The sequence below is a fragment of the Pseudobacter sp. genome (genome assembly GCF_051955275.1).
Classification (GTDB): Bacteria; Bacteroidota; Bacteroidia; order Chitinophagales; family Chitinophagaceae; genus Pseudobacter.
This window is the reverse complement of record NZ_JBQCGW010000189.1, coordinates 1-4,238: the sequence shown is the minus strand read 5'-3', so window position 1 is coordinate 4,238 and position 4,238 is coordinate 1. Positions and strand designations below refer to the sequence as shown.

Here is a 4,238-nt window from a genome sequence, read left to right as displayed (position 1 = left end):
CGGCGCCCCCGTTTTTAACTTCTTTACGGTGCCCACCCCAAAAAAAACCCCGCCCAACACACCACAAAACAGCGGCCCCGGGCGGGCCCGCCCGCGACCGTAACACTCTGATAAAACGTAACCAGATAAAAACGGCGATCTGCTAATAACAGATCGCCGTTTTTTATTGTAAGGAACTTTACGTTCGCTACGTTATCGGTGTAAACTGCTTCAGGAACCGCACATCAGTCTCACTGAACAACCTGATATCATTGATCCCGTACTTCAGCATCGCCGGCCTGTCAATGCCCATACCGAATGCAAAGCCGGTGTACTTATTCGGATCGATCTTGCAATTCTCCAGCACTTTCGGATGCACCATACCACATCCCAGGATCTCCAGCCAGCCGGTGCGCTTGCACACCGGGCAGCCTGCTCCATAACAGATCAGGCACTGTACGTCCATCTCTGCACTCGGCTCGGTGAAGGGGAAGTAGCTCGGACGGAAACGGATCTTGATATCCTTTCCATACATCTCCTGCACAAAGAAGTAGAGGGTTTGCTTCAGGTCAGCGAAAGACACGTTCTCATCGATGTACAATCCTTCGATCTGGTGGAAGAAACAGTGGCTGCGTGCGCTGATGGTCTCGTTGCGGTAAACGCGGCCGGGACAAACGATGCGCAACGGCAGTGAGCCCTTCTCCATATTGCGGATCTGCGTATTGCTGGTGTGCGTGCGCAGCACCCAGTCAGGATTCTGCTGAATATAGAAAGTATCCTGCATGTCGCGCGCAGGATGGTTCTCTGCAATATTGAGGGCGGTGAAATTGTGCCAGTCGTCTTCAATCTCCGGACCTTCCGCAGTGGAAAAGCCGAGGCGGTTGAAAATGCTGATCACATGATTCAGGAATAAGTTGATCGGATGACGGGTTCCGAGGGTAAGGGTATCACCGGGAAGGGAAACATCCATAGAGTCGGCCGTATGCGAATCGCCGCCCAGCTGTTCTTTCCAGGTATCATATTTTCCTTCAGCCAGTTGCTTGAACTCATTCAGAACAAGTCCGAATTCTTTTTTCTGGTCCGCGGGAACATTCTTCATTTCAGCGAAGAGGTTCTTGACAATGCCTTTGGTTCCCAGGAATTTTATCCGGTAGGCTTCCAATGACTCGGCTCCATTGGTGGGGGTATTTTCAATTTCCTGCTTGTAAGCTGCTATCTGTTGTAACAATTGCTCCATATGGCAAAGATAAGAAAACGGGGCCGCTGCCCGGCATCAAATTCCAACTTTCGGATTATATTGCAGCCATGTCGGATATATTGAACATAAGTGACTTCCTGGACCCCATAAACAGGGCCATGCTCTCACTGGACGAGGACTATAAGGATGGACAATTTGGAAAGATCATCGATGTTTACGAAGAAACAATGCCGGAACTGGAACTGGCTGATATTGTCCTGGTAGGCTGCGGAGATTCCCGCGGAGCAGGCATCAATGTGCACAGTACCGATTCCCCCGATACCATCAGGGCGGAATTCTACCAGCTTTTCTACTGGCATACGGATATCCGCATAGCCGATGTGGGCAATGTGAAACGAGGTGCCTCCCTCAACGATACCTATGCCGCCCTCAAAACCGTAGCCGGTGCCCTCACCGCTGCGGGTAAACTGGTGGTGATCCTCGGCGGCACCCACGATCTTACCATGGCGCAGTACCGGATGTATGCAGATCAGGAACAGATCATCGAGGCAGTGTGTGTGGACGCACTCATAGACCTGGATATCGATTCGCGTCAGCGCGACAAGAATTTCCTCATGGAAATGCTCACCACAGAGCCCAATTTTATCCGCCATTACAATCACGTGGGATTCCAGAGCTATTACGTTCACCCGCGTATGCTGGAAACCATGGACAAGCTCCGGTTCGACTGCTTCCGCGTTGGTCATATCAAAGAAGCCATCGAAGAAATGGAGCCCGTGATCCGCAACGCCGAACTATTCAGTTTCGATATTGCAGCCATCGCCCATGCATTCGCACCGGCAAACGGCATCACCCCCAACGGATTCAACGGGGAAGAAGCCTGCATCCTGATGAGATATGCAGGGCTCAGTCCAAATATAAACACAGTAGGTATCTACGGCTACCTGGCAGAAAAGGACCGCGACAACCTCACCGCCAAGCAGATCAGTCATATGCTCTGGTACCTCATCGATGGCAGAAGCCGCGGACAACGTGAGGCCAAACTCGATGAGAAAGAATCCTTCAACGAATTCACTATCGCTTTTGCAGAAATAGAAACAGTATTCCTTCAAAGCAAACGCACCGGCCGCTGGTGGATGCAACTGCCCGATCAGCAGTTCATCGCCTGCTCCTACAAGGATTACCTGCTGGCCAGCAGCAACGAGATCCCGGAACGCTGGCTCCGCGCGCAGGAAAGAAGCTAAAGCAGAAATCACTATATTGGTGTTATGAAAGTCTGTTCCTGGAGTTCCCTGGTCATTATCCTTTTGGCATCTGCCTGCACCACCTCCCGTATTCCTGGCAACAATAGCAGGCCTGATTACGTGCAGGAACATCTGCTGAATGATTCCACCCTGCAGCAGGCACAGGTGGGCGTTGCCGTGTATGATCCTTCAACCGGTAAATTCCTGCACAATTACCAGGGTAATAAATATTTCACACCAGCCAGTAACGTGAAGCTTTTCAGCTGCTATGCAGCCATGAAATACCTCGGAGACAGTCTCACGGGCATTCAGTATTTCGAGAACGACACAGCCATCTTCCTCATACCAACAGGAGATCCCACATTGCTGCATCCCGATTATCGCAACCAGCCGGTGATCCGGTTTCTGCAACAGTCGAAGAAACCACTGTACATCAACAAGCCCATCTGGAAATCAGAAGCATGGGGCAGAGGATGGAGCTGGGATGATTATAACGATGATTACATGGTGGAGCGAAGCCCGCTTCCCGTATATGGCAATGTGGTGGAATGGGTGCAGGAATACAACCAGCCCGTGGTACGCGATGCCAATGGATTCCTGCCTTCGCCATCTCTTTATTCCAACCCTGAAGTGAACTGGAAGGTGCGCTTCACGGCTGATACCGCCGCCACCTTCAATGTACAACGGGCCCTCAGCGAAAACATATTCCATGTTACACAGAGCTCGCAGGCAAAGGCCACACAGCATGTGCCTTTTGTTACCGGAGGCCTGCAAGCCGCACTGGAACTGCTGCCTGATACTGTTGGCAAAGAAATAGGAGAAACCTCCAATGCCACACTCCGCAAATTCTATCGTGCAGGGCTGCAACTGATCAGCCTGGGTAATATTGCATCCCAGCCACTGGACTCCCTGCTGAAGCCCATGATGTACCGCAGCGATAACTTCTTTGCGGACCAGTGTCTGCAAATGGTAAGCTATCAGCTGTTGCAGGAATTCAATGAAAGAAAGCTCATCGATACGCTACTGCAAACAGACCTGAAAGACCTGCCACATCCTCCCTCCTGGGCGGATGGCAGCGGCCTGAGCCGTTTCAATCTTTTCACGCCTGAAGACTTTGTGGCCATCCTGCAAAAAATGGAAAAAGAATTCGGTATGGAACGTCTCAAAGGGATTCTGGCTACAGGCGGCAAAGGCACACTTAAGAATTACTACAACGCGGACAGCGGTTATGTATACGCCAAAACCGGCACCCTGAGCGGAGTGGTGGCCTTAAGCGGCTTCCTCATCACCCAACAGAATAAAAAACTGATCTTTTCCGTACTGGTGAACAATCACAACGGCAATCCCGTGACCATCAGGAGAAAAGTGGAGGCCTTTCTGACGGAGATCCGGAAGAACAATTGATACAGAGCCTTTTGCAGTTTCAAAACTCATCCTATTCTATCGGCCTGTTCACCGCTGCCGGAGACAAAAAAAGCCCGTTGATCTATTCCTGTTCCAAATCAAACCCGGGAACGCACCCAACCCTTCGCAACCCGCACCCGTAAAATATTCCAGCGCATAGCAGGTTAAAAATAATCCGACCATTAAAAGGCAATATTGCCCCGGTTGGATCGTTCAGCTTAAGAGCGATTACGCTCCGGCTGCTGCTCAGCAGTGAACCACTCAATACAGGAGGTCTTTTGGCAGGGAGCCTTGCCGATATAGAGATGATCACCGGTTGTATCAATAACGACCGGCGGTGCCAGGAACAGTTGTACAAACAGTTCTATGGTCCCATGGTATCTATTTGCTTGCGATATACCCGCAACCATGAT

Annotated in this window: 4 protein-coding genes; 2 read left to right on the top strand and 2 right to left on the bottom strand. The window is 50.9% G+C overall.

All coding sequences use genetic code 11. From position 1 onward, the window contains the following. Positions 1–187 precede the first annotated feature (187 nt). A complete protein-coding gene (pheS, locus tag ACTHMC_RS16380; RefSeq protein ID WP_440414628.1) occupies positions 188–1,216 on the bottom strand; it encodes a phenylalanine--tRNA ligase subunit alpha in 1,029 nt (342 codons plus the stop codon). Between the two features lie 68 nt (positions 1,217–1,284). Between pheS and ACTHMC_RS16375 the strand changes: the two genes are divergently transcribed. Both ACTHMC_RS16375 and dacB read left to right on the top strand, forming a co-directional pair. Then, a complete protein-coding gene (locus ACTHMC_RS16375; protein ID WP_440414626.1) occupies positions 1,285–2,421 on the top strand; it encodes an arginase family protein in 1,137 nt (378 codons plus the stop codon). 24 nt (positions 2,422–2,445) lie between these two features. Continuing rightward, complete coding sequence (gene dacB / locus ACTHMC_RS16370) at positions 2,446–3,825, top strand: D-alanyl-D-alanine carboxypeptidase/D-alanyl-D-alanine endopeptidase (RefSeq protein ID WP_440414624.1); 1,380 nt, start codon at positions 2,446–2,448, stop codon at positions 3,823–3,825. A gap of 218 nt (positions 3,826–4,043) precedes the next feature. Here the strand turns inward: dacB and ACTHMC_RS16365 are convergent. Continuing rightward, the coding region (locus ACTHMC_RS16365) for a hypothetical protein (protein WP_440414622.1) at positions 4,044–4,238 on the bottom strand (195 nt) is incomplete at its 5' end.